This is a genomic window from Candidatus Ruminimicrobium bovinum, from assembly GCF_902760015.1.
Lineage (GTDB): Bacteria > Elusimicrobiota > Endomicrobiia > Endomicrobiales > Endomicrobiaceae > Ruminimicrobium > Ruminimicrobium bovinum.
In genome coordinates, this window is sequence record NZ_CACWEU010000047.1 from 1 (window position 1) to 2,020 (window position 2,020).

2 protein-coding genes are annotated in these 2,020 nt (G+C 28.0%); both read right to left on the reverse strand.

Annotated features, from left to right (window positions below):
* A partial coding sequence (locus ACMUOV_RS01645) for a GAF domain-containing protein (protein WP_413853150.1) occupies positions 1-983 on the reverse strand: 983 nt, incomplete at its 3' end.
* Positions 984-1,025: 42 nt separating this feature from the next.
* On the reverse strand, positions 1,026-2,020 hold a 995-nt coding region (locus ACMUOV_RS01650), incomplete at its 5' end, for a class I SAM-dependent rRNA methyltransferase (protein WP_413853152.1).

The following is a 2,020-nucleotide window of genomic DNA, read 5'->3' on the forward strand; positions in this document are numbered from 1 at the left end:
TCAAGCATTGCAATAACCAAAGGAACGGTATTTGTTAAATAACGGGTTACTTCTTCTTTTAATCTTTCCATAAAATATTTTCTTGTATATAAACCGGTTAAACTGTCAGTAATTGACAGTTCTTCAACTTTATCAAATAAAATTGCATTATTTAATATAATACCTATTATGCTTGATATAACCGATAAAAATCTTAAATCATTGTTGTCAAATTGTGAATTTTCGCAAGTTCCTTTTATTATTCCCCAAAAATTACCGTCAATATCTATCGGAACTGCAATAACGGATGTCGGTTTTTTGTGTTTCGGATTATTAAATTTGTTATATTTTTTTACGTCATCAAGTATTATGGGTGTTTTGGTTTCTTTAATATGTTTTGCAAAAATATCGGTGCTTGAATATTTTTTTATTTTCCAATTACCTTTTCTTATAAAATCTTTAATTACTTGTTCCGTAAGTTTTAAAACTTCTTTTTCTTTTAATGTCTTTTCCAATTCAATAATAAATTTTTCAAAATTTTTAAAAAGTTCCGTTCTTTTTTTTAATGTTTCATTTCTTTTTGAAATTTGTTTTACGGAAGAATTAATAATGGCAATATCTCTGTCTAATAATTCGTATTCCACATAAAAATGTTTTTTATGTTCAATATATTTTGTTCTTGAATAATTTATCAATATGAATAAAGCCGTAAGCAACAATATTTCGGCAGAAAGTAATGTGATAGTTTCATAATCGCGTATAAATAAAAAACTTACTAATCCTACTGATATTATAAAAGCAAAAAAAATTCCGCCTAAAATATAGTCGGATAAAAAATAAACCGCTAAAAAAATAACAAAAATTGTAGGAAAAATTTCAATCGGATATTTGCAAAAATAAAATAACCATATAATAAAACAAATACCGGATAATAGCGGTAAAACAACTGTTTTTAATAAATCATCAAAAAATATATTAGAAGATTCCTTTTTTATTATAGCCATTTGGTATAAGTTTAGCCGATAAAGGTTATAAAAACAAGTCTTTTATAAAATTTTCAAAATTGCAAATTTTAAATATTCCGTCTCGGGCATTGAAATTAAAACAGGATGGTCTTTTGCCTGTGAGGCAAGTTCCAAAAATATAGCTGTTTTGCCCGCACGAGAAGCCGCTTCCGTAAGCATTTTTTTAAAATCGTTCATTGCTAAGTGGTGAGAACAGGAACTTGTTGCAAATATACCGCCGGATTTTAGAAGTTTCATTGCCTGTTCGTTTAATTTTACGTAATGTTTATAACCTGCAAAAAAATCTTTTTTGCTTTTTATAAGTCCCGGAGGATCAATATTAACAACGTCAAAATTTTCTTGTTTTGCTTGTTCGGAACAAATATATTCCTGTGCATCGGCAACAATTGCATTAAAATTTGTATAACCGTTTAGTTTATAATTTTTTTCTGCAACTTCCAGCGAACTTCTTGACGAATCAACAAAAATAACTTCTTTTGCCCCGCCTTTTAAAGCATTAAGTCCAAAAGCACCCGTATTTGTAAAACAATCCAAAACTTTTTTATCTTTGCAATATTTTTTTAATAAAACTCTGTTATCTCTCTGGTCAAAAAAGAAACCTGTTTTTTGCCCGGAGGTTATATTTACAAAAAATTCAATATCATTTTCTTTTATTATAATTTCATTCGGAACTTTTCCGGAATATATTTCATTTTCACCGCTTAAATTTTCCAATTTTCTTAAGTGCGAGTCATTTCTTATAACAACAGCTTTCGGTTTTAAAACATTTTCAACAGCTTCCAATATATCATGTTTGTTTTTATCTGCTCCTGCGGAAACAAATTGTGCCACGCAATAATCATTATATTTATCAAGAATAAAACCGCTTATTCCGTCGCTTTCTCCGTAAACGACTCTAAATGAATTATCAAAAGGATATATCTGTTTTCTGAATTCATAAGCTTTTGATATTCTGTTTTGCCAAAAATTCGTATCAATAAATTTATTTTCTCTTGAAATAAGTCTAAAAGCTATAA